19 protein-coding genes and 1 tRNA gene are annotated in these 23,171 nt (G+C 38.0%); 14 read left to right on the top strand and 6 right to left on the bottom strand.

Annotation, left to right across the window (positions count from 1 at the left end):
- Window positions 1-66: 66 nt before the first annotated feature.
- Entirely contained in the window at window positions 67-387 is a 321-nt protein-coding gene (locus MUCPA_RS35610; RefSeq protein ID WP_008504319.1) for a hypothetical protein, read from the bottom strand.
- Window positions 384-713, bottom strand: coding sequence for a helix-turn-helix domain-containing protein (locus tag MUCPA_RS02825; RefSeq protein ID WP_008504317.1), 330 nt, complete (start codon window positions 711-713; stop codon window positions 384-386). The genes MUCPA_RS35610 and MUCPA_RS02825 overlap by 4 nt, the downstream gene beginning before the upstream one ends.
- Window positions 714-1,153: 440 nt before the next feature.
- Here MUCPA_RS02825 and hsdR point away from each other — a divergent pair, with 440 nt between their 5' ends.
- The 8 genes from hsdR to MUCPA_RS02790 all read left to right on the top strand — a co-directional run bounded on the left by hsdR (window position 1,154) and on the right by MUCPA_RS02790 (window position 13,761).
- Complete coding sequence (gene hsdR, locus MUCPA_RS02820) at window positions 1,154-4,399, top strand: type I restriction-modification system endonuclease (protein WP_008504314.1); 3,246 nt, start codon at window positions 1,154-1,156, stop codon at window positions 4,397-4,399.
- 2 nt (window positions 4,400-4,401) lie between these two features.
- Window positions 4,402-5,289, top strand: coding sequence for a type I restriction-modification system subunit M (locus MUCPA_RS39160; protein WP_217220388.1), 888 nt, complete (start codon window positions 4,402-4,404; stop codon window positions 5,287-5,289).
- The gene (locus MUCPA_RS39155; RefSeq protein ID WP_217220528.1) at window positions 5,255-5,866 is read left to right on the top strand and encodes an HsdM family class I SAM-dependent methyltransferase; all 612 of its coding nucleotides are present in this window, start codon (window positions 5,255-5,257) and stop codon (window positions 5,864-5,866) included. Before MUCPA_RS39160 ends, MUCPA_RS39155 begins: the two co-directional genes overlap by 35 nt.
- Window positions 5,859-7,499 (top strand): restriction endonuclease subunit S, encoded by a 1,641-nt coding sequence (locus MUCPA_RS35605; protein WP_008504310.1) that lies wholly within the window; start codon window positions 5,859-5,861, stop codon window positions 7,497-7,499. Before MUCPA_RS39155 ends, MUCPA_RS35605 begins: the two co-directional genes overlap by 8 nt.
- A complete protein-coding gene (locus MUCPA_RS02805; protein ID WP_008504308.1) occupies window positions 7,474-9,045 on the top strand; it encodes a restriction system-associated AAA family ATPase in 1,572 nt (523 codons plus the stop codon). The genes MUCPA_RS35605 and MUCPA_RS02805 overlap by 26 nt, the downstream gene beginning before the upstream one ends.
- Before the next feature lie 70 nt (window positions 9,046-9,115).
- On the top strand, window positions 9,116-10,069 hold the full coding sequence (locus MUCPA_RS02800) for a hypothetical protein (RefSeq protein WP_157543797.1): 954 nt from the start codon (window positions 9,116-9,118) through the stop codon (window positions 10,067-10,069).
- 34 nt (window positions 10,070-10,103) lie between these two features.
- Window positions 10,104-12,431 carry an McrB family protein gene (locus MUCPA_RS02795; RefSeq protein WP_008504305.1) on the top strand — a complete coding sequence of 776 codons (2,328 nt, stop codon included), beginning with the start codon at window positions 10,104-10,106 and terminating at the stop codon, window positions 12,429-12,431.
- The gene (locus MUCPA_RS02790; RefSeq protein ID WP_008504302.1) at window positions 12,424-13,761 is read left to right on the top strand and encodes an McrC family protein; all 1,338 of its coding nucleotides are present in this window, start codon (window positions 12,424-12,426) and stop codon (window positions 13,759-13,761) included. Before MUCPA_RS02795 ends, MUCPA_RS02790 begins: the two co-directional genes overlap by 8 nt.
- A gap of 200 nt (window positions 13,762-13,961) precedes the next feature.
- Here the strand turns inward: MUCPA_RS02790 and MUCPA_RS02785 are convergent, their stop codons facing one another.
- Both MUCPA_RS02785 and MUCPA_RS02780 read right to left on the bottom strand, forming a co-directional pair.
- The gene (locus MUCPA_RS02785; protein ID WP_008504301.1) at window positions 13,962-15,194 is read right to left on the bottom strand and encodes a site-specific integrase; all 1,233 of its coding nucleotides are present in this window, start codon (window positions 15,192-15,194) and stop codon (window positions 13,962-13,964) included.
- A gap of 293 nt (window positions 15,195-15,487) precedes the next feature.
- Window positions 15,488-15,561 (bottom strand) — tRNA-Ile (locus MUCPA_RS02780).
- A 264-nt stretch (window positions 15,562-15,825) separates the two neighbouring features.
- Between MUCPA_RS02780 and MUCPA_RS37420 the strand changes: the two genes are divergently transcribed.
- From MUCPA_RS37420 to MUCPA_RS02760, 4 genes are all read left to right on the top strand, one after another.
- On the top strand, window positions 15,826-16,824 hold the full coding sequence (locus MUCPA_RS37420) for a fatty acid desaturase (RefSeq protein ID WP_008504300.1): 999 nt from the start codon (window positions 15,826-15,828) through the stop codon (window positions 16,822-16,824).
- 36 nt (window positions 16,825-16,860) lie between these two features.
- Window positions 16,861-17,490 carry an HAD family hydrolase gene (locus MUCPA_RS37415; protein ID WP_008504299.1) on the top strand — a complete coding sequence of 210 codons (630 nt, stop codon included), beginning with the start codon at window positions 16,861-16,863 and terminating at the stop codon, window positions 17,488-17,490.
- A 43-nt stretch (window positions 17,491-17,533) separates the two neighbouring features.
- Window positions 17,534-18,427 (top strand): LysR substrate-binding domain-containing protein, encoded by an 894-nt coding sequence (locus MUCPA_RS02765; RefSeq protein WP_233276833.1) that lies wholly within the window; start codon window positions 17,534-17,536, stop codon window positions 18,425-18,427.
- A gap of 81 nt (window positions 18,428-18,508) precedes the next feature.
- A complete protein-coding gene (locus MUCPA_RS02760) occupies window positions 18,509-19,486 on the top strand; it encodes a YeiH family protein (RefSeq protein WP_008504297.1) in 978 nt (325 codons plus the stop codon).
- Here the strand turns inward: MUCPA_RS02760 and MUCPA_RS02755 are convergent.
- Window positions 19,483-20,373 carry a glycosyltransferase family 8 protein gene (locus tag MUCPA_RS02755; protein ID WP_008504296.1) on the bottom strand — a complete coding sequence of 297 codons (891 nt, stop codon included), beginning with the start codon at window positions 20,371-20,373 and terminating at the stop codon, window positions 19,483-19,485. The genes MUCPA_RS02760 and MUCPA_RS02755 overlap by 4 nt on opposite strands.
- A 283-nt stretch (window positions 20,374-20,656) precedes the next feature.
- Between MUCPA_RS02755 and MUCPA_RS02750 the strand changes: the two genes are divergently transcribed.
- Window positions 20,657-21,250 (top strand): Crp/Fnr family transcriptional regulator, encoded by a 594-nt coding sequence (locus MUCPA_RS02750; protein ID WP_008504295.1) that lies wholly within the window; start codon window positions 20,657-20,659, stop codon window positions 21,248-21,250.
- A 61-nt stretch (window positions 21,251-21,311) separates the two neighbouring features.
- Window positions 21,312-22,283, top strand: a complete 972-nt coding sequence (locus tag MUCPA_RS02745) for a quinone oxidoreductase family protein (protein ID WP_008504294.1) — start codon at window positions 21,312-21,314, stop codon at window positions 22,281-22,283.
- 28 nt (window positions 22,284-22,311) lie between these two features.
- Here MUCPA_RS02745 and prmC read toward each other — a convergent pair whose 3' ends face one another.
- On the bottom strand, window positions 22,312-23,169 hold the full coding sequence (gene prmC, locus MUCPA_RS02740) for a peptide chain release factor N(5)-glutamine methyltransferase (protein ID WP_040625669.1): 858 nt from the start codon (window positions 23,167-23,169) through the stop codon (window positions 22,312-22,314).
- Between the last annotated feature and the right edge of the window lie 2 nt (window positions 23,170-23,171).

Raw genomic sequence — 23,171 nt, 5'->3', positions numbered from 1 at the left:
TTGCTGTAAAGAGGCAATCTCGTCCCTTTTCAAGGTCCTCCATTCGGATTTGTTAAACATCAATAGTTAATAAGACTGGCTGCTAAATGGCGACAATCGAAATTTCCGTTTCATTTCCTGCCGGTAATTAAAAATCCATTCTGCGGCACATACCTTCCAGTTACGAATTGGCGCGCCCCTGATCGTTTTCCATTGCAATAATTCCTGCTCTGCTAAGAAGGCATCGGCACAGTCCGGCAAATCCTTTTGGTCAAAATAGATGGCAACAACCATTCTATCGGGCGGAACATTTCCACCAAAACCATCATGGTTATCAGCAAGAACTTTGGGCTTGTCATGGCGCGGTTCGCGTTGATTTTGAATGACCCTTTTTGCCTTCCGCTTCATGCCATTTTCATTTGGTCGTTCAACTTGCCGGAATGCATCAGGCTTTCGATTTCTTCAAGATTGTAATAGGTAACCCCTCCTAATTTTTTAAATGGAATCACCCCCTTGTCCCGCAGGTATTGCAGCTTGCTTTCGGAGAGCCGGAGCATCTTTTTGATCTCAAAGGCTTTCAGCCATTGATGGCCTGGATGACCAGTCTGCTCTTTGAGCAGCTTCTTAATGTCAACAATAAGCTGTTGTTTAAAATCAATCAAGTCCTTCACCGTGATCAATTGATCACGGTGAACTTTAGGAAAGTCATTTTGGTGTTCATTGTTATTTGCCATAGCTTAAAATTTAGCATAGCAAATGTGAGAAAGGGTGAAATAATTTTATCACACCTTATGTACGAGGTAGGTGTTTTTGTTAAATAGATTAGAGATTAATTTACTTATGGAACTTGAATGTAACCTTGATTGATCTATTAAATAGCTGAAAAATAAAAGTGAAATTCATTAGGAACTAAGGTGTTATGTGCAATTTTAACAGGCGAGATCGTGGTTGTTTCCATTTCGACAGCAACCTCGCTATTGCGTAAGGATGAACGAGATAAACTATTGCTAACAATATGCTTGCTTTGGACATTAATTAATTTCGCTTACTTGACGATTTTCGAAATGTTAAGATTGAATAATACGTCTATTTAGATATTGCTCTTAGAATTTTAAGCGGTAAAATTAATAATTGAATACTTTATTATAAATTCACCGATAAAAACAAACCTTAAATGCAAGAGTCCAATTTCCAGTTTCTCGAGAAGGAATTCCCTATCCTCTTCAATATTGGTAATTCGGCTGAACTAAACTTAAACGCAGATCCCGTTGTAAGCTTATTTAAGTTAAGACAATTTGGCGAACGAATTACAGAAATCGTCTTCGAGGAGCATTCACTAGACTTTCCTTTTGATAACACCTTTCACAATAGAATCAAAGTTCTTTGGTTTGAGAAAATATTACCATCAACGATAAACGATATCTTATTTACTATAAAGGATAAGGGCAATGTTGCCGTTCACCAAAGTAAAGGAACATTTGAGGATGCAAAATATAACCTCTTTTCGTCTTTTAAGTTGGCTAAATGGTTCTACTCTACTTATTCTAAAGAGAATGCTGATGTAAACAATTTGAAATTTCACGTTCCTGAAAATTTAGACGCTAGACACGCTTTACATCTACTGGAAACTGATTACAGCGAATTAGAGGCAAAGTTTAATGCGGTACTATCGGAAAGAGAAATAAAAGGTATTTCAGAAGAAAAACTTCAAATCATTCAGCAGCGTTCGGAAATAGCTGTTAAGAAAATTGAAATGTCCGAAGCTGAAACCAGAGAAATAATTGATGTTCAATTAAGGTTGGCGGGTTGGGAAACAGATTCAATCGCATTTAACTACAAATCGAAAAAAACAATTCCTCAACGTGGGAAAAACATGGCTATTGCAGAATGGCCTGTCGGAACCTTATGGGCTGACTATGCATTATTTATTGGTACAGAGTTATATGGCATTGCAGAGGCCAAAAAATACGCAAATGATATTTCGACTGATCTTCGCCAATCAAAAATATATTCGGGGCTTGCAAGTAATAATTTCGGAGGAAAGCTGATTGGAGAATGGAGAGAGTATAAAGTTCCTTTCCTATTCTCAACCAACGGAAGAGCGTATCTTGAACAAATCAAAACAAAAAGCGGAATATGGTTTCTTGACGTTAGATATAAAAATAATACAGCTAGACCACTTCAAGGATGGCCATCGCCTGACGGGTTAATTAAGCTAATTGAGCAGGATATAAATGATGCTAATGATAAGCTTCTAAACAACCCTTTAGATTTTCTGATGAGTAAAAATGGCTTAGGCCTACGTCAATATCAAATAAATGCGATTAAGGCTGTAGAGGAAAGCATTATAAATCTCCCTGAAAATCGCCGGGCATTAATTGCAATGGCAACAGGTACGGGTAAAACACGCACAATAATAGGTCTATGTTATCATTTAATCCAGGCTAATCGTTTTAATCGAATCTTATTTTTAGTTGATCGTACACTATTAGGAATTCAAGCTATCAATGCTTTTAAAGACAATAAAGTTTCTGGACTAAACACTTTTGCGGAGGTATATAATCTTAAAGGCCTAAAAGATGCTATACCAGATATAGATACGAGATTGCATTTTGCGACAGTGCAAGGAATGGTAAAACGTCTTTTCTATAATGATTCATCTGCCGATGTTCCGGCGGTGGATGCTTATGATTGTATCATTATCGATGAGGCCCATAGAGGGTATTTGCTGGATCGCGAGTTAGATGAACAGGATTTAGAATTTAAAGATCAATTAGACTATGTGAGTAAGTACCGAATGGTTTTAGACTATTTTGATGCCTACGCTATCGGTCTAACAGCCACTCCCGCATTGCACACTAAGGAGATTTTTGGAGCACCTGTTTATACATATTCTTACCGAGAAGCGGTAATTGATGGATTTCTAATAGACCATGAACCACCTTTTATAATTAAGACGAAATTAAATGAGGATGGTATAAAATGGGAAAAAGGTCAAAAACCTAAAGCCTTTGATAAAGAATCGAATTCTATAGTCGAATTAGGTGAATTACAAGACGAGTTAAACATTGATGTGTCTGGTTTTAATAAACTTGTTATTACGCCAAGTTTTAATCGCACCGTTGTAAAGGAATTGGTAAAAGAATTAGATCCTGATGGAGAAGAGAAAACTTTAATATTTGCTGCTACTGATGAGCACGCGGATAATATTGTTAATTATTTAAAGGAAGAATTTCAGGAAATAGGTATAGAAATTTCTGATGAAGCGATCCAAAAAATTACGGGTAAATCTTATAATCCAGAAGAATTGGTGAAGCGCTTTAAGAATGAAAAGTTTCCAGTAATTGCAGTTACAGTCGATTTGCTTACAACAGGGATAGACGTACCAGCAATTTGTAATATTGTATTCTTACGAAGGGTAAAATCCAGAATTTTATACGAGCAAATGTTAGGTAGGGCGACGCGCCTATGTGACGAAATTGGAAAAGAGGCCTTTAAAATTTATGATGCTGTGGGCATATACGACGCGTTAGAAGATTACACTCAAATGCAACCAGTTGTTATTAACCCGAAAGCTACTTTTCAACAACTAGCAAACGAAGTTAACGTAATCGCCAATCCAGATAGGGCTCGTAAACAGATCGAGCAAATTATTGCTAAAATCCAACGCAAGAAACGTCTTATTGACGAGGACGATCAAGATAGATTTGTTTACAGTGCGGGAGGAAGCACCCCAGACCAAATTATTGATTTTTTCAAATCTAATTCTACACCAGATGGAATTAACAAGATAAATGAGTTAAAAAAATTATGGAGATTCTTAGACGAGTACAAGCCATCACCTAAACAAATGTTTTTGGCGGAACATCAAGATGAATACAGACGGATGGAGCGAGGATATGGGGATAGTGTGAAACCGGAAGATTATTTGGAAAGTTTTTCAAAATTCATCTCGGAGAATCAAAATAAAATTGATGCTCTGAATATTATATGCACCAGACCTAAGGAATTGGATAGGAAGTCATTAAGGGATTTGATGATAGCACTTGACCAACAAGGGTATAATACTCATGCATTAAAAGCGGCTTGGAAAGCCACAAAAAACGAAGATATAGCCGCTGATATTATTTCATTTATCCGTACCCTTGCCGTTGGAAATGCCTTAGTTAGTCATGAACAAAGGATTAAAAATGCTATTAATAAAGTCAGATCTATACAGAATTGGAATAAAACTCAGGTGAAATGGATAGATCGCTTTGAATTGCAATTATTAAAAGAAACAGTGTTGCAACCAAAAGACCTTAATGAATCTCCATTTGATGATGCTGGCGGATTTGAAAAACTTAACAAGATATTTGAAAACAAGCTTAATGATGTGATGAACATCATTAACGACAATTTATACAATCAAACAGCATAAGAATGAGTGCAGATGAAATAGCTAACAAACTTTGGAATTTATGTAATGTATTACGGGACGATGGTGTAACATATCACCAGTATCTTAATGAATTAACTTACATACTCTTTTTAAGATTATCAGAAATAAAAAAATTTGAAAATGAACTTCCGGAAGGATATCGTTGGTCATCTTTAAAAGCAATCAAAGACAATAAGGAGTTATTTGATACCTATCGCGAACTTTTAGCAACAATAAGTACTAAGTCTGAGAACCCTACAATTAAAGAAATCTACACCAACGCTTCCACTACTTTGAGAAAGCCTGTAAATCTAAGAACTCTAATTACGAGTATAGACTTGATTGATTGGTTTGATGAACAAGAACAAGATAAGATAGCTACTATATATGAGGAGCTATTGGAAAAAAATGCAAGTGAAAAGAAAAGTGGTGCAGGCCAATATTTTACTCCCCGGCCTCTAATTAATGTAATGGTTGATCTGCTTGTTCCAAAACTTGGGGAACGATGGAACGATCCAGCAGCTGGAACATTTGGATTTATGATAGCCGCGGACTATTATTTAAAAGAGAAACATCATCATTATTTTGAATTAGGAAGCAAAGAGCGTAAATTTCAAGTTGACGAAGCTTTTAGCGGTTGTGAACTAGTACAGGATGCACATCGATTAGCATTGATGAATGCAAAATTGCATGGTCTGGAGAGCCGTATCGAAATGGGCGATACCTTATCAGAATTAGGAAAATCATTTAAAAATTTTGATGGTGTCTTAGCAAATCCCCCTTTTGGAACTAAGCAAGGTGGGGAGCGACCGACCCGCGACGATTTCACTTATCCCACAAGTAATAAACAATTGAATTTTTTACAGCACATTTACCCGGTCGCTTCATAAAAGAGGCGGCGCAAGAGCAGCTGTAGTACTGCCTGACAACGTTTTATTCGATGATGGAGACGGAAAAAAAATCAGGAGGGACTTAATGGACAAATGTAACCTTCACACGATACTGCGTTTACCAACAGGTATTTTCTACGCCGCAGGTGTAAAAACAAACGTTCTTTTTTTTGAAAGAGGAACTTCCGAAACAGGAAACACAAAGAAGGTTTGGTTTTACGACATGCGCAGTAATACTCATAGTTTTGGTAAACGAACACCGTTTACCCGTGTGGCATTCGACGGCTTTGTTCATGCTTATACGGGAGGTATTCATATTGATGACGTATTCAACACCTACGATGGTAACGTAAATAATGAACAACGCGCGATCATTCAGGATTCGCGCTGGTCTTGTTTTACTCGAAAAGAAATAGAAAATAAAAATGATATTTTAGACCTCGGATTAATTCAAGAGAAAGATTATTCGATTGAAAATCAAGATAACAATCCAATAGAATTAGCGAAGTCTGCTCTAAAAGAAATAGAGGAAATTCAAACTGAATTGTTAGAATTAATTGCTTTATTAGATGGCTAGTAGAGGAGATATTAAAAGCGATCACGTTCAGCCTGCGTTGTTCAGTGGCTGGCTAACCATTCCCTTTGGGGAATCAATAGAAAAAACAGGAACTTTTACAAAGCTAACTTCAAAACAGTACAATGCCACCGGCAACTATCCAGTAGTAGATCAGGGCGAAACTTTCATTTCAGGTTATATTGATGATGTTAATTTAATATATAAAGGAGATCTGCCAGTTATTATATTCGGTGATCACACCAGGTTTGTAAAGTATATAAATTTCAAATTTGCAGTTGGTGCTGATGGCACAAAGATACTCAAGCCTATTAATGCTTTAAATGAAAAGTTTTTTTATTACTATATAAAATCACTCAATATACCGTCTTTAGGATATAGTCGCCATTTTTCTATTTTAAAAACTGTAAAAATCCCTGTTCCTTCTATATCTGAGCAGCACCGTATCGTCGCTAAATTGGATAAGGCTTTTGATAACATTGATACTCTTAAAGGAAAAATAGAGCGAATCCCCGAACTAATTAAACAATTTCGTTTACAGCTTCTTGACTATGCGATCTCAGGAAAACTAACTGCTGATTGGCGTAAAAACAATATACAAGATGCAAATGACATCGTAAAAAATCTTAAACAAAGGACAAATGATTCTAAAAGGCTAGATTTTTTTGAGGATATAGAAGTTACATTATTTGATATACCAAAGCAATGGACTTTCGCTTATTTGGGAGCTTTATCTGAAAAAATTACGTATGGAACTTCAGTTAAATCAGAAAATGAAGGAGATATTCCGGTTCTTAGAATGGGTAATTTGCAAAATGGCCAAATCGACTGGTCAGATTTAAAATATACATCTGACCCAGAAGAACTTAAAAAGTATAGCTTAAATAGAGGCGATGTTTTATTCAACAGAACTAATAGTCCTGAGCTTGTGGGAAAGACGTCGATCTATGAAAGTGATAATCAAGCTATTTATGCAGGGTATTTAATGAAAATCTGGAATAAGCCAGAATTAAACTCATACTACTTAAATTATCTATTGAACTCCGCTTATGCTAGAAACTGGTGTTGGCAGGTAAAAACGGACGGTGTAAGCCAATCAAATATTAATGCTCAGAAACTATCGAAATTTGTCGTCCCATTGCCGCCCCCTGATGAACAAACAATCATTGTAGTAAAATTGAATAAACTATTCGAAAGTGCTGAAATTTTAGTAAATCAATTTGAGTCTTTAAGACTAAAAATCAATGCGCTGCCACAAGTACTTCTACAAAAAGCTTTTAGAGGGGAGCTAGCTTCACACGATGAAAATGATGAACCTGTTGCAGAATTGTTAAAGAAAATAGATATCGACACAAATACACCAGCCCCTGAGTCTCCCCCAAAAATTAACGCAAGCAAATCGATGAAGCCTAAAAAAGAAACACAGTTGCTTATAGAAACGCTTATGTCCGTTTCGGAGAAAAATGAATTTACTTTTGACGACATTAGGAAATTATCAAGTGCAAATTATAGTGAAATAAAAGAAGAGCTTTATAACTTGCTTGATATTAAGGTTTTGGAAATGGCTTTTGATGAAGAAAATGAATTGATGATTTATAAATTGGCGACTAATGAAACTTCACAGGATAAAACTTAACGCAATCGAACACCGTCCGTTGTTAAAAGGGTTGGATTTAAGTTTTACGGATGATAATGATTTGTCAAATGTAGATCCTAACTGTTTTATAGGTATTAACGGTTCTGGTAAATCACAATTACTAGAAACCATAGCCGACATATTTTTTTATTTAGACCGAATATTTAGAAAAATAAATCGGGTAATTGAACCCAATGCTCCATGTTTATTTGAACTTGAATATTCAATTACCAAGTCAAACCAAAATTACATTGTTAAGGTCATCCAGGAAAAGTCTCGAGGAACAGCGCCCGATGTTTTACTTTTTGATTATAATTACAATGAACTAGAGCTGTTTTTGGATGATATTGAAAGTTACCTACCGCAAAAAATTATCGGGTATACTTCTGGTGAAAACGAAACCTTAAGTATACCTTTTTTAGATTATTATGATGAATATGCTGATCATACCGCGTCAAGAGCATTGCCAGAAATAAACAGCTCGAAAAAAGGAGCCGCAAAAGACTACGATCCAAGATTTTATTTGATGGATTACAGTACTAATAAAGGTGTTGTGATTGCCAATTTGATGTCGGGTAATAGCAGGAAAGTTAAGTTGCTGCTTGATTCAATTTCAATAACTGGAATTAGGAATTTTCAGCTCAAAATACAAACAAAACATAAAGCTGCAAAGGGAAAAGACGGCATTAAATTAACTCCTGAACTCGAAGCCACTGTAAAAAATTTAAAAATAGCGGCCGCGGCTTATGAATATGATGCTTCAATAAACGCCTATACTTTCGACTTTTACAATAATGATGTAACACGAAAAGTAATAAACAAATATTTCGGCTCATCAATCGAGTTCTATACAGCGCTTTATAAGCTTGAGTTACTTAATAACTTAATCATTGATAAGAAATATCGCAATGAAATAAAAAAAACTCGCCGACAGAAAAGTCTCGTTATTAAGCCCCCAACCGTCTCTGAAATGGACAAAGTTTTTAGCTATTCTGAGATCAAATTGTTTTTGAATAACAAATCGCTTATTGACTATATCAATCTGAGCGATGGGGAGCACCAATTTCTGAACATATTTGGAACCATCCTAATGCAGGATACTCCAAACTCCATTTTTTTACTCGACGAACCAGAAACACATTTTAATCCCAAATGGAGAAGAGAGTTTGTTAAATTATGGAACGCACTTGCGGCAGGCAGAACACAGGATAACTTTATCACGACTCATTCTCCTTTCCTTGTTTCTGATTGCAAAAGAGAGAAAGTATTCATTTTCAAAAAAGAAAATGGTACACTTCAGATATCATTGCCTACAAAAGAGACCTTCGGAGCTTCGTTTGATTATATATTAATGAGTGCTTTCGGTTTAGAATATACTACGTCAGAAAAATCGTTAAAAGATTTGAAAGATTTAATAAAGTCAGATGATATTGAGTTGATTGAAAAAGGCTTATCAAATTTCGGTGAATCACCTGAAAAGTTTTACTTATATAAACGTATAGAAGAATTAAGAGAGAATACCAAAGACGATGCTCCAAACCTTTAACCTAACTCCTACACATTCAACGTTTCTATTAAATCGGCAGATTTATTATTTCTTGCTAAAAATTAGAAACGTGCCCGCTGGAACTTCTTTCAATCCTTATCAGCAATATTTTAGCCCTGCTTTTGCCAGCAAGGTGGATATTTCATCGGCGCTACGACCCAAACTGGAAAGCTTTTTTAACGCGTTTATTGGTTTAAGCCAGCCTGATAGAAATCTTTTTATTAACAAATTTAAACTATCTCAGGATATTGAGGCTATTGTAGAAGATATTAGTTTCGATGGAGATCAACTTAAACTAAGTGCGCTACCTCAGTCGATCAGGTCTGCCACAGATATATTATTTATGTATCTGTATTCTAGTGTCCTACCTTCCTACGGCAAGAAAGAACACTATGAAATTTTATACAACCAAACATTAGGCAGTATTTGTCCATTTTGCGGTATAGAGACGATAGGCAATCCTGATTATCGGTGTCAAGATTACGACCATATCTTATATAAAGATGTTTACCCACTAGCAGCGGTAAACATGCGGAATTTGATTCCTATGGGAATAGAGTGTAATCGGAATCATAAAAAAACCAAAGATGTTTTATATGGCGGCTTGCATAGAAGAAAATTCATATATTCTTATTTGCATTTTCAGGAAATCCGAATTTCATTAACTGGAAGCTTGCTGCCATATGCTGGACGAAAAGGAAAGTGGCGTATAAATCTGCTTCCAAATAACGGCTTTACTAGAACCTGGAATAAAGTCTTCGATATAAAGGATAGGTATCGTAAAGATGAATTAGAACAATATTTCGACATCTGGGTGAAGTGGTTTAAAGATTATCTTAAAAGCGATCGTGGTGTGGTGTGGAATGAAAACTTAACACGCAATGAATTTGCACGAATGGGAGAAGCTTACATCAGAAACCCCAAAGATGTTTCGAATATAGTAAAGGGTGCCCTTTTTTTGTTTATATCCACTACCACCGATCAAGCATTTATACAAGCAACAGTTAACGAGTTAAATAGTTAACGCAAATACCTCAATATTACCTAAACAATACACTATGAGTTTTATTTACACCTGGGTTTCAGCTTATCAACAGATCGCTTCGAGATTTTCTGCTTATCAAGCGAATCATATCGGCTTAATCGAAGTACTCGAAGCTATAGGAGTTGAGGGCTTCGATGATAGAGGCAATGACAATATTGTAATAAAATTAGACGACATTGATCCTTTTACTTTTATTTCGTACCTGAATAAATATGGTGATGATAAAAGAATTAAAATCTTAAACAATCTTTGTCAGCTCTGGAATATCAATGTTAAAGTCTACGACGTATGTGGCATTCCCTCCTCTAATGCACAAAAGGTCTGGCTATTTCCTTATAAGTTTGAAAGAACAAATAATGAAATAGAACGATTGTGGGGATTATATAACTCGGTGTTGAACGATACCGTTACCAATGAACAACTTATTGATGTACAAACTATCAGAAGTGTTGGTTGGACAAAAATTACCGAGGGCTTATTCGTTTTAAAGCCAGAGAAGTACCTGCCGCTGAATAGCGTTGTAAATCCTTATTTAACTTCTCTAGGAATACACGTGAACAATCAAAGTTACGATGGTATTGTACAAACTTGTGATTTTGTAAAGAAATTTACTGAGAAGCCATTTTATCAAATATCATACGAGGGTTGGTTACATGGCGAGGAACTAAAACGCCAGCCTAAATATTGGCGTTTGGGAACCAAGGCTGGCGATGATGGTGGTTATGTGCTCCCTGAAATGTTGGAAAATAATGTGGCATCCATCGGGTGGGATAATTTGGGGGATCTTAAAAAAATCACTCCACTAAATAAAACAGAGGTTCAAAAAAAGCTTGCCACAGAAAACTATAACGGAAATAATAATACGGCCTCTCGTAAAGCCGGAGAGATTATGAACTTCCTAAACTCAGTATGGCTGAACGATTACATTATTGCAATGGATGGTGCACAAGTTAAAGCCATCGGAAAGGTTTTACACAATCAATATATTCACTTATCTGATTTGGATTTTCCTAACTGTAGAGTTGTAGATTGGTTGAAAAGAGATATAACCGGAATAGCATTCGAAGAGGGTCTGCGAACTACGCTTACCGAAATAACCAACAAAGAAAATATAAATAAATTAAAAAACTATATGAATTCTGAAGGTGCGCCGCTTTTGATTGATTTGAATAATCCTCAACCTTTAAATCAAATTTTATATGGTCCTCCTGGTACCGGTAAAACGTACAACAGCATAGACATAGCTGTAAAAATAATTACTGGCACTTCCAGTACTCATAAAATAAATAAACCCGTATTCGATAAATTAAAACAAGATGGCCAAATAGAGTTTGTTACTTTTCATCAAAACTATAGTTATGAGGACTTTATGGTTGGTTTAAGGCCAGATCCTGAAGATGCTATTTTGAGATTTAAACCTCATAAAGGCATTTTCTATAAAATCGCTCAAAGAGCAAAGGAAAACTATTATGCATCTAAGGAAGAGAGAAGTTTAGTAAAGGATTTCGAAACTATTTTGACAGAACTCTTCGAGCCCCTTGAATCGGGTGGCGAAGTTGAGGTAAAAATGGCTTCTGGCATATCTTATTTAATAACTGATATTACTAGTAGCACAATTAGATTCAGAAAGTCGAATAATAGTACTAATCACACCTTAAGTATTGACACTTTAAAAGAAATAGTTCAAGGCACGAGGACATTGAATTCTGGGTTAGTAGTATACTACAATCCATTGGTTAAACTAATCAAAGAAAAACAACAAGGTGGCGACAGTACGCCTAAGGAGGCTTTGAAAAGATATGTATTAATAATTGATGAAATTAACCGAGCTAATATTTCAAGGGTCTTCGGAGAGCTAATAACACTATTAGAAGATGACAAACGTCTTGGTGGGGATAATGAATTAACAATTACGTTACCTAATGATGAGAAAAATTTTGGAGTACCTCCTAATTTATTTGTTGTAGGCACAATGAACACCGCTGATAAATCTATTGCTCTGCTAGACATAGCGTTAAGAAGAAGGTTTGAATTTATCGGCAAATATCCCGATTACAATCTTTTATTCCCCGATAGGGCGGAATTGCTTAAAAAAATTAACGAGGCTATCTATCGTAAAAAAAACACTGCTGATTATCTTATCGGTCACGCATATTTTTTAAGTGAAGATGCAATTGAAAATATCTTGTTAAAGAAAGTGATACCTTTATTAAACGAGTATTTTGGCAATAGAATTTCCGAGGTGGAAAATATTTTTAGTACATCTAATTGGATTGCAAAGTACAATGAAAATAATTATTGTTGGGAGGTAAGCAAGAAAAACGATATAATAGATGTTTAAAACGTTTGAGTTTGGCGATTGGTTTCCGATTAGCAATAGGAAGACTCTTCAACCCTATTTGGAAGAGGTATGGACGCAAAGCAAGCCGCTTGACGACGAGCTTCAACCTATCACCGAAGATGTATCAACTTTAAAATCTTATCAGGGCTTCTTAACCTTTGATGGTACCAGTGGAAGAGCCAGGAATTATATAGGATTTATACAATCAGACGATTTTCATCTGGAAGTTTATCCCAAAGTGTTTAAAAGGCAATCCATAGATGAGGATAGCATTAAACTATTCTTAAAGCATATTTTTTATTGGTTCGATTACTGCCGACGTTGGAAATTTCCTTTCACAAATGTGAATTTAGATTCACATGACTGTGAAAATTTTCCGGAATTGATGATTAATCTAATGGCAGATCAAATTATTTCAGTAATAACAAATTCTCCCTTAATGCTTTATGAAGAGATTGAGGAGTCTTTAAGTATCCCACGTGGCAGGATTAATTTTACTAGGTATTTGAACAGTGGTTTAAGTAATGGGAATCAGCATATTTTAGAATGCGACCATGAACCTCTAATGTTTGATAATCAACTAAATCGAATTATCAAACATGTCACACGCCAGTTGAAGCAGAGAGCGAAATTCCCGGAAACGCTTCATAAACTGAACGAAATTCTGTTTATTTTGGATGAGGTAACTGATGAATCTTGCAACAGTTCAAGTTTGAGCAGGGTTAAACTAAATCCTTTTTTTGATGACTATAATGATATTGTTTCTATATGCCGGTTAGTACTCAATCAGGAAATATATAGTAATAACCATTATGAGCAATCACATTGGTGTCTGCTATTTCCGATGGAGTATATATTTGAGGATTTTGTTGCTGGATTTATTGAAAAAGAGCTTTCAGCGGAATGGATAATAGAATTTCAAAAACAGGATCTTTATTTGACTGATAAACCATCCGAGGCATTTAAAATGAAGCACGATATATTATTGACGTCCAAATTCGATGCCACGATTAAAATAATTGTTGATACTAAATATAAAATTCGGTCGAAAGAAGATCAAAGGAATTCTAAAAAGGGCATCGCTCAAAGTGACATGTATCAAATGACTGCTTATGCGTTAAGGCGAGCATGTACCCACGTATTATTGCTATATCCTAATGAAATCGAAGTGCTTAAAAATAAATCTGAATTCATAATTACTTCCGGATTTGAAAAAAGTCACGCTGTAAAAATCATAGCAGGAGAAATTCCCTTTTGGTCAATGGATAACTTTGGTCAATTAAGTGTAGAGTTAAAAAGATGTTTATCTGGACTTTTGACAATCAATTAATATGGACTCTTAAATTACATTAAGAAGAATAATACAGAGGTTTGCAGAACAAGGTGGAAAAAAAATAATCTGCTATCCAATATTGTTGCTAAAAATGGCTTTACAATACCTGATAAATAAATTAAAAGATTCACATTTTACGAGGTATCAAAATTTGGATGCCTCGTAGAATGTGAATTTGGATTATATAACTCAACTATTTACAAAGTAGAACTGCCAATACGGAGTTTTAAAGCGTTCATATCTTCTTTCAATTTCCTTTCCACCACTTTAGCATAAATCTGTGTTGTAGTAATCTTTGTGTGCCCCAGAATTTTACTAACCGTTTCAATAGGTACTCCATTAGATAGCGTTACTGTCGTGGCAAAAGTATGCCTGGCTATATGAAAGGTTACATTTTTAGTAATACCACATAAATCGGCAATTTCCTTTAAATAGCTGTTTACCTTTTGATTGGACACAGTTGGAAAAACCCGACCATTGGATAATGATCTTATGTTGTCTTTGTATTTATCCAAAATTGTTAGGGCTTGCGGAAGCAGTGGCACATTTACAGGTATCAAAGTTTTTTCCCGGCAAGTTCTGATCCAACGCTCTCCATCACTTCCTGCAATGATGTGCCCAGGTGTTAAATTAATCATATCAACATAAGATAATCCGGTATAGCAGCAGAAAACAAACATATCCCTAACCATATCCAGGCGTTCGATAGAAAGTTTCTTTTTCTCCATATCGGCCAGTTCCTTTTCGGATAGCTGTTCGCGATTAACTTTAAGAATTTTTAATTTGTAGGTAGCAAACGGATCATTGGTAATCCATTGCAGGTTCAAGGCGAGATTGACCATTTTTTTAAGCCTGATAATATGCTTCATCACACCGTTGTTATTTAAAGGCTTTTGATGGTCCTTCGGTTTATGATTTCGCAGGTAAACTTCAAAGTCTTTTACAAATTTAAAATCAAGCTGGTGAAGGTAAATGTCAGAGGCATGATGTTGGTCCTCTAAAAACTTCACCAAATACCGCTGGGTGACATAATAATGTCTCAGGGTACTCCACTTCAAATCCGTAGTAGAAGTTTCATTGTGGTACGTTATAAGGCGGCTCAAGGAATAAACTTCTGCTTCTTCGCCGAGGTAAAGATCTTTGATAGCTTTGGCAGATAACATCTTCCTTTTTAATTGAAGTTCCTTATAACAGTTGCCAATAGCGAGCCGTACTTCTTCCAAATAGTTATTAATGGATTTTACCTCATCCTTGTTGCCTTTGGCCGCACCCTTGCCGCCATCCCAATTTTTAGGATCGACGTTTTGTTTTAAAGCGATGTAAGCGCGTTGCTTGTTAACGGTTACGCAGGCGTAAATGGGTTCTTTTCCGTCTTTGGCTTTGTCCGGACGGGTGGTAAAATGGATACCGAAGCTCTGTGATGTTTGCATAATATTAATTTTTAAGTTCTAAATGCTTGATAAACACCCTGTTTTCAGGTAACGAAAAGGTAACAGGAAATGTGCTTAAAAAGGCCATTTTTTACAAACTTTTATCGCTGTAATTAACTGTATGTCAATTCATTGAATGCGTTTGTGTTACCTAAGTTAAAAACTAAAAACAGGTAGTCGGATAGGTAACGAGAACTTTGGCTTTCTTTGGGGTTGTTGAGGGGGTAATTAATGAAAAAACCCTCTAAATCAACGATTTAGAGGGTTTTCGGGGGTGGGGAATTTCCACTTTGTGCGCCCACCTGGGCTCGAACCAGGGACCAAAAGATTATGAGTCTTCTACTCTAACCAACTGAGCTATAGGCGCTGAAATATCGTTTTTATTTCGGCTGCAATTTTACGTAAAATACTGTCGATTTGCAAAACTGATTTTATTTTTTGGCGATAATTATGCAACCTGCTCGCAAATACACTGCAAATCAGCTTGCTAATTTTACATTTTCATAATATTTCGCTTGTTTTGGGGTTCATAATTTAGTATTTGTCAATTAATTTTTAATCTACTTAAAATTAGTTATGATAAATTATTAATTTAAACGTCGTATTTTAGGCGATATATTTTATAACAGAGATGGCGAAAAGAACAGATTTTAACTGGTCGGACGAGAGCGAACCCCACAAAAAGAGAACTAAAAAAATCATTACAGAACATCCGGAAATCAGGCAACTCATAGGCAGAAATCCATATACCATGTTGGTTATCTTGCTATGTGTCGGTATACAAATTGGCCTGGCTATATGGTTAAAAGATGCATCGTGGTGGCTGGTTTTGCTGGTTTCGTACGCGGTTGGTGCTTTTGCCAGTCACACCTTATTTATCTGCATACATGAGTGTGCGCATAACCTGGTATTTAAAAACCGTACGCTTAATACGCTGGCTGGCATATTTGCTAATTTGCCGCAGGGCTTTGCAAGTTCGGTATCGTTCCAAAAATATCATTTAAAGCATCATTCTTTCCAGGGCGTGGCCGAGTTGGATGCCGATATGCCCTTTGGCTGGGAGGCCCGCTTAATTAACAACAGGTGGTTTGGTAAATCCATGTGGTTGTTATTTTTTCCGGTGTTCCAGTTACTGCGCCCTTTCCGTTTAAAGGAGATTAATTTGTTGGACGCCTGGACCGTGGTTAACTGGCTGGCCGAAATAGTGTTTATGGGGGGCGTTATTTATTTTTTTGGCGCTAAGGCTGTTATGTATATGATATTTAGTTTCTTTTTTTCGGTAGGCCTTCATCCGCTTGGTGCACGGTGGGTACAAGAGCATTACCTCACTCATGGCGATCATCAGGAAACTAAAAGTTATTATGGCGTATTAAATGTGGTTAATTTAAATGTAGGGTACCATAACGAGCACCACGATTTTCCGTCGGTGCCATGGAATAAGCTACCGCAGATAAAAAAAGTAGCTGGTGAGCATTATGAAACTTTGGGTTACCATACATCTTATACAGTTTTACTTTTTCAATTTTTATTTAACAGAGACCTTTCACTTTTCTCGCGCACTAAACGCTCAAATCGGGGTGGTAAATTAAAGGCTTCGCCGGTAACAGCAACCGAAGAGGTGGTACTTTAAGTAACCTGATTTGTTTTTATTGCAGACTAAAACCTTATGACTCATATTAAGAATATCATTTTCGATTACGGGAACGTTATATTCACCATCGATTTTGCAATTGCCCAAAAGGCCTGGGCTGATTTAGGGGTTGCCAACGTAGAGCAATTTTTTGGACATCGCGAACAGGATGAAGTTTTCAACGCTTTTGATAAGGGCGAAATTAGTGCCGATGAGTTTAGAAAACAGATCCGCATCAAGGCCGGCAACGCTAATCTAACCGACGAGCAGATTAACCATGCCTGGAACTCCATGTTGTTGGGGATCCCCGAAGGCAACCACGAACTTCTGCTTAAACTGAAGGATAAATACCGCACATTTTTGTTGAGTAACATCAATGCCATCCATTATGATTATATTATGGATTATCTGAAGCGCGAATTTGGTTTTGATGGGAACGACCATTTATTCGAGAAGGTGTATTACTCGCATTTAATGGGTAAGCGCAAGCCCAACGCTGATATTTTTGAACAGATATTGCAGGAGAATAACCTGAAGCCCGAAGAAACACTTTTTATAGACGATAGCCCTCAACACCTGGCCACTGCCGAAAAATTAGGTATGCAGGTTTTTTTAATGAAGGCTCCGGATACTATACAGGCTTTTATTGCGCGCGAAAATCTTTAATGATGCATGGTCAATTGACTTGGCGGTTATTTAAGCACTGGCAATGATGTTTGATTTTAGACTGAAAGTGTTTTATACCGTAGCCAAAAGGTTGAATTTTACCAGGGCCGCTGCCGAACTATTCATCACCCAGCCCGCTGTAACCAAACATATTCGCGAGTTGGAGGCTCACTTTAAATGTTCGCTGTTTGAGCGAAGCGGCAATAAAAAAATTACGCTGACAGCTGCCGGGGAAACTTTGTTAGTGCATGCTGAACAACTGTTTGGCGTGTATCGCGAGATGGAATATGATATGAATCTGCTAACGCAGAGCCACGGAGGACAGTTGCGCATAGGGGCAAGCACTACCGTTGCACAATATGTAATTCCGCCGGTGCTGGCTAAGTTTCATCAAAAGTTTAAAAATGTACAGGTTAATTTAATTAGCGGCAATACCGAGGATATTGAGCAGGCACTGCTTCGTAAAGAAATTGAACTGGGGATAGTAGAGGGAATGTCTCATCACCCGCAAATTAAATACGAGGAATTTTTAGAAGACGAGATCGTACTGATCAGCAATAGTCAAAATAAAGCTATCCAAAAACAAACCATAAAACCGGAAGAGTTAAAAAATTATGCTTTACTGCTGCGCGAACCGGGTTCGGGTACATTGGAAGTGATCTTACATGCTTTAAAACCCCACGGCGTTAAATTAGCCGACCTGCAAATTGAAATGCAGCTGGGGAGTACCGAAAGTATTAAATCTTATTTAATCAATAGTAATTGCCTGGCTCTGATATCTATACACGCCATTATCCCCGAGCTAAAAAATAACCAGTTCAAAGTAATTGATATCAAAGGGCTTACCATCAGCCGCTCATTCAGTTTTATACAAACGCATGGCCATCCCGGGGCGTTAGCCGAATTGTTTATACGTTTTGCTAAATCCATAACTTAAAGTTATTGAAGATTGTTTTTTGTAATGAAAATAATGCTGTTTATTGATTGATCTTTGAGTGTCAATAAACAGAAGGCCATCATGAATACCATCAGCAACGCCAATACAGCCAATCGCCAGCTTTTTCTAAACCGCAGCATCACCACCCGTCAGCTTATTTTTATCATAGCGGTTGTACTTTGTTTAACGCCTTATATTTCCCCTCCGGTTGGCTTATTAATGGGGTTGGTTATTGCCCAATTTGTGGGGCATCCATGGTTGCACGTCAACCATAAAGCCACCCATATTTTACTGCAGGCATCGGTTATCGGTTTAGGCTTCGGCATGAATGTAAATACAGCGCTGCAGGCGGGCAGGCAAGGCCTTTTGTTTACCATAGTATCTATCGCAATTACCTTGTTACTGGGTTATATCATGGGTAAATGGCTCAAAAATGATGTTAAAACCTCCTACCTGATAGCCACAGGTACCGCAATATGTGGGGGCAGCGCCATTGCGGCTATAGCGCCGGTTATTAAAGCCGAAGAAAAACAAATTTCGGTAGCTTTAGGCACCGTATTTATCCTTAATTCTGTCGCCTTGTTTGCGTTTCCGTTGATAGGGCACTATTTGCACTTATCGCAAACCCAGTTTGGTTTGTGGTGCGCCATAGCCATTCACGATACCAGCTCGGTTGTTGGCGCAGCCGGTAAATATGGTGCCCACGCGCTCGAAGTGGCTACTACAGTTAAACTCGCAAGGGCATTATGGATTATCCCGGTGGCATTGGTTTCTACGCTTATCTTTAAAAATCAATCCCGGGCTATCCGCATCCCTTATTTTATTTTAGTGTTTGTTATCGCCATGGTTTTGAATACCTACCTGGCGCCTGTTAAAATCATCAGCCCTTACCTGGTGGCTATGGCTAAGGCAGGTTTAACCTTAACGCTTTTTTTAATTGGTGCAGGCTTATCCCGTAATGTATTAATGGCCGTTGGCTTAAAGCCTTTTTTACAAGGCGTAGTATTATGGGTAGCCATTTCGGCCACGGCTTTGTGGGCGGTTATTAATTTAGCTTAAAACTTCTTTTTAATTTTTGCCCAAATGTTGTGGAGCTTTTTAAAATAGCGGTTTAACTCGCCAATGGGTTTAGCGTTTCGCCACTCGGTTTGCTTAACGTATTGGTAAAAACGGTTTTTATAGTTTTGATTGTATTCGTACGAAGTATAGAACGGCTTACGGGAGATAAAGTGAACCAGGTAGGGGTGATCCAGATCGCCGGAGGCAAAATAGTTCCATCGCGGATCGAGTTCCAACCATTGGTTGGCTAATACTACGTTAAAGCCGTATTGATCTGGGTAGTTTGCAAACTTAATGTTGTCATTAATACAATCAATCACTTTTACGGCCAGGTTTTTCTCGGCCCATTTTTGGGTGTTGATGAGTAGCAGTCCGGTGTTAAAATATTTGGTATCGGGCGCAAATCCCAGCTCTTTATAATTCATAATACCACCCCACGAGTTGTCAAAAGTAAGTAAACGCGGATCCTGAACGGCTCCAATTATTTTGTCGCCTAAATCCTGGTCGTATAATTTGCTTACATCCTCCAGTACAATCATATCAACATCCAAAAACAAGGCCTTGGTAGTTTCTTTCGGAACGATGTATTGTATAAACAACCGCAGGTAAATGGTAACCGGGTAGGAGGTACGGTCAAGCGGGAGCTTAACACCTGCCGGAATGGTATCTTCCATCCTGATCCAGGTGATACTGAACATGGCAGGATCAACAGAAGTCTGTATTTTTTTCTGGCTGCTTTTTTTAACGCCGTCCGCAATTACGTATACTGCTATCTTTTCGCCGCTTTTATGGTTGCACTCGATAGATTTTAATAAGGCGGCAAGCATAATAACATAATGCTCGTCGGTAACAACAACTATCGGGATTACGTTTGATGATGATTTCATTGTATAAGTTTAATTTGCGGCGAAACAGCGTTTAAGTGCCCCGTACGGAGAGCTAAAATGCAAATTAAAATTAAAAAATCAGAGCCAAATCATCATAAGGTTTAACATACTGCTTAACTTAGGTTTCAATATGCTGTAGCTACGGTACATGATGGGCGTTGTGTTTAACTATATCTAAACACAGGTATGGCTAACCAGGCATTTAATTAATTTTGATAAGCTTTTTTTATTGGGCTTCGGTTCAATACTAAGCACTTTTACTTATAATTGTTAATATTGTTCAATGCTTTTTCACTTTAAAGATAAGTTTCCGCAGTTAAACCCGTACTGGGATAAATACCTGGAGTTTCAAAAGAAAGTTGAGGTACCCGCCAAAACGGTTTTACTGGAGGAGGGGAAAACAGCTGCGCATTACATATTTATAGAAAAGGGCTGCATCCGTTTGGCATTTAACAATAATGGCAACGATAAAACGGTGCAGTTTTTTTTTGAAAAGGAAGGCCTTACCTCGTTCGAAAGCTTTTTGAAAAATACCCCCAGCTTGTTTACCATCGAAACTATTGAACCATCGGTGCTTTACCTGCTGCCTAAAATATACGTTAAGCAGCTGATGGATGAATTAAGCCGCGAACCTGAATTTTTAAATATCATTTTAGAGGTTTCCGCCGAAAGGCAACTGCACTACATGCACGAATTTGTTTCCTTTATCAGGGATACGCCGGAGCAGCGCTATCAAAATTTATTAAAGGATAGGCCACACATCGTAAAGCGCGTGCCGCAGCATTACATTGCCTCGTACCTGGGCATAACCCGGGTTCACTTAAGCCGCATCAAAAGCGCCCTTGCCCGTAAATCTTCCCCAAAAAACATTCGGTAACATTTGTTATCGCTGGCCCTTGCCATCTCATCTAAATTTGTATCAACAAAAGCAGAAAAAGATGAAAGCAGCAGTAATGTATCAAAAAGGTGAGCTCCCTCAATATGTAGATTTTGCCGAACCGGCACCTCAAAACGACGACGAGATTTTGGTAACCATAAAAGCCGTTGCCATGAAGCATTTTGATAGGGGCAGGGCCACGGGTAAACATTATTCCATCGATGCGCCAAAACAAAACGGGCGGGTAATAGGAGGGGATGCCGTTTGTACGCTTAATGATGGTACAAGGGTATATGCCATAGGCGCCAGTGGTACCATGGCGCAAAAAGCCACCATTGAAAAAGACAGGATGGTGAAATTGCCCGAAGGGATAAGCGATGCCACGGCTGCCGCTTTAGCAAACGCCGTAATAGGTGCGGCAATGGCATTGAAATTTAAGGCAGATATCCAACCTGGCGATGTGGTATTAATTAACGGGGCAACGGGCTTTACCGGCAGGGTAGCCGTACAAATAGCTAAACATTACGGGGCCAGCAAGGTAATAGCAACCGGCAGAAATGAGCAATCGCTTCAAGACTTGTTGAGCTTAGGCGCTGATGAGGTGATTTCGGTTAAACAAGCCGACGATCAATTTATAGCACAAGTAAAGGCAGCGCACCAAAACAGTCCGGTTGATGTGATTATAGATTACCTGTGGGGCCACACTGCCGAGATGCTCTTGGCCAGTTTAATGGGCAAAGGCTCGTTCACCCACAAAACACGATTTGTTTCGGTAGGGAGCATGACGGGTGATTTGATCCAGCTTTCTGCCGCTAACCTGCGCAGTGTTGATCTGCAATTAACCGGATCGGGCTTAGGGTGCTGGTCGAAAGCGCAGGTGCGCCAGCTTTTTGCTGAGATATTGCCGGAGATGTTTCAACTGGCCGCCGATGGCAAGCTCAAGGTAGAAACAATTGAAGTGAAGTTAGAAGATATAGCCCAGCTTTGGGATCTGCAAGTGCCGGACGGGCAACGTTTAGTTGTAACCATTTGATGCGAAGCATTGTTGCCCTGCCAATAAGCTAAGCCTTTTGCGCTTTAATCATGCGGTCTTTACCTCGCATATCCTGTCTTAATTCTATGTTTTTCAGGTTTTTATCCTGTAATAGATCAATCATTTGTTGGCCCAGGTTTTCGTTAATCTCAAAAAACAAAAGGCCGTTGCTTGTAAGGTGCTGCAGGGCAAAATCGGCAATGGCCCTGTAAAATACCAGCGGATCGTGATCGCTAACAAATAAAGCCAGGTGTGGCTCATTGTTTAAAACGTTAACGTGCATGTGGGCTTTTTCGCGCTCGGTAACGTAGGGCGGGTTGCTCACCAGGATGGAGTATTGCGGAAAAGATATTTCGACCGGATTTAAAATATCGGCTTCTATGAAAGCCACATCAACCCCATTTAAGGTGGCATTTTGCTTGGCTGTTTGCAAGGCCGCAGGCGATATATCAATGGCCGATACTTCAGCATCCGGAAGGTGTTTCTTTAGCTTTACCGGTATACAACCACTCCCGGTGCCAATATCTAAGATAGCCTCCTGCTGATGCCGTTCTTGCGCCGCCTGGATGATCCACTCTACCAGTTCTTCCGTTTCGGGGCGGGGAATGAGTACTGAAGGATTGACCTGGAAATTTAAACCATAAAATTCGGTATGGCCTAAAATGTATTGAAGCGGGATACCTGTTTGTAATTGATTGGCTATATCCGTTAATTTTTCTGCTTGCGGCGTGGTGATTTCGTTACCGGTAAAAGCCCTCAGCTGCGCTTTTGATAAGCCGGTTACATCGCTCACAGCAAGGTATTTAATCGAATCTATCTCGGGTTTATCATATAGCAAATGGAGTTTTTCGTCAAAGCTCATCAACACATCAAGGATAGTTTTCATTC

This window comes from Mucilaginibacter paludis DSM 18603, assembly GCF_000166195.2.
GTDB classification, from domain to species: domain Bacteria; phylum Bacteroidota; class Bacteroidia; order Sphingobacteriales; family Sphingobacteriaceae; genus Mucilaginibacter; species Mucilaginibacter paludis.
The sequence above is the reverse complement of the archived record's forward strand: the minus strand, read 5'-3'. Positions and strand labels throughout refer to the sequence as shown.

Excerpts from the sequence above, each read along its gene's own strand:
- MUCPA_RS02795 (WP_008504305.1), top strand. The coding sequence starts at position 10,104 with ATGAGTTTTATTTACACCTGGGTTTCAGCTTATCAACAGATCGCTTCG.
- MUCPA_RS02755 (WP_008504296.1), bottom strand. The coding sequence starts at position 20,373 with ATGAAATCATCATCAAACGTAATCCCGATAGTTGTTGTTACCGACGAG.
- MUCPA_RS35610 (WP_008504319.1), bottom strand. The coding sequence starts at position 387 with ATGAAGCGGAAGGCAAAAAGGGTCATTCAAAATCAACGCGAACCGCGC.
- MUCPA_RS02785 (WP_008504301.1), bottom strand. The coding sequence starts at position 15,194 with ATGCAAACATCACAGAGCTTCGGTATCCATTTTACCACCCGTCCGGAC.
- MUCPA_RS02805 (WP_008504308.1), top strand. The coding sequence starts at position 7,474 with ATGAAACTTCACAGGATAAAACTTAACGCAATCGAACACCGTCCGTTG.
- hsdR (WP_008504314.1), top strand. The coding sequence starts at position 1,154 with ATGCAAGAGTCCAATTTCCAGTTTCTCGAGAAGGAATTCCCTATCCTC.
- MUCPA_RS35605 (WP_008504310.1), top strand. The coding sequence starts at position 5,859 with ATGGCTAGTAGAGGAGATATTAAAAGCGATCACGTTCAGCCTGCGTTG.
- MUCPA_RS02745 (WP_008504294.1), top strand. The coding sequence starts at position 21,312 with ATGAAAGCAGCAGTAATGTATCAAAAAGGTGAGCTCCCTCAATATGTA.
- MUCPA_RS39160 (WP_217220388.1), top strand. The coding sequence starts at position 4,402 with ATGAGTGCAGATGAAATAGCTAACAAACTTTGGAATTTATGTAATGTA.
- MUCPA_RS02790 (WP_008504302.1), top strand. The coding sequence starts at position 12,424 with ATGTTTAAAACGTTTGAGTTTGGCGATTGGTTTCCGATTAGCAATAGG.
- MUCPA_RS02750 (WP_008504295.1), top strand. The coding sequence starts at position 20,657 with ATGCTTTTTCACTTTAAAGATAAGTTTCCGCAGTTAAACCCGTACTGG.
- MUCPA_RS37415 (WP_008504299.1), top strand. The coding sequence starts at position 16,861 with ATGACTCATATTAAGAATATCATTTTCGATTACGGGAACGTTATATTC.
- MUCPA_RS02760 (WP_008504297.1), top strand. The coding sequence starts at position 18,509 with ATGAATACCATCAGCAACGCCAATACAGCCAATCGCCAGCTTTTTCTA.
- MUCPA_RS02825 (WP_008504317.1), bottom strand. The coding sequence starts at position 713 with ATGGCAAATAACAATGAACACCAAAATGACTTTCCTAAAGTTCACCGT.
- MUCPA_RS37420 (WP_008504300.1), top strand. The coding sequence starts at position 15,826 with ATGGCGAAAAGAACAGATTTTAACTGGTCGGACGAGAGCGAACCCCAC.
- prmC (WP_040625669.1), bottom strand. The coding sequence starts at position 23,169 with ATGAAAACTATCCTTGATGTGTTGATGAGCTTTGACGAAAAACTCCAT.
- MUCPA_RS02765 (WP_233276833.1), top strand. The coding sequence starts at position 17,534 with ATGATGTTTGATTTTAGACTGAAAGTGTTTTATACCGTAGCCAAAAGG.